Origin of the sequence: Burkholderia sp. JPY481, assembly GCF_038900515.1 — a bacterium.
Taxonomy (GTDB): domain Bacteria; phylum Pseudomonadota; class Gammaproteobacteria; order Burkholderiales; family Burkholderiaceae; genus Paraburkholderia; species Paraburkholderia youngii.
Map to the genome: position 1 here is coordinate 1 of NZ_JAYMRT010000257.1, position 211 is coordinate 211.

Below are 211 nucleotides of genomic sequence, written 5' to 3' on the forward strand. Positions count from 1 at the left end.
GCCGTGGCCGGCGAATTGGGTATGTCGATACAGACGCTGCGCAACTGGCTCAAAGCGTCGGAAGCCGGCAAGCTGAACGGCCCGGGGGGCGAAGGTCGTCACGGCGGAACAGATGGAGCTTTCGCGTCTGCGGGCGGAGAACAAGCGCTTGCAGATGGAGCTGGAAATCGCAAAAAAAGCGGCGGCGTTCTTCGCGAAGGACCTCCTGTGA

1 pseudogene is annotated in these 211 nt (G+C 62.1%); it reads left to right on the forward strand.

Annotated elements, in window-relative coordinates:
- Positions 1–211, forward strand: a pseudogene (locus VSR82_RS40595) (transposase); the annotation flags it as partial.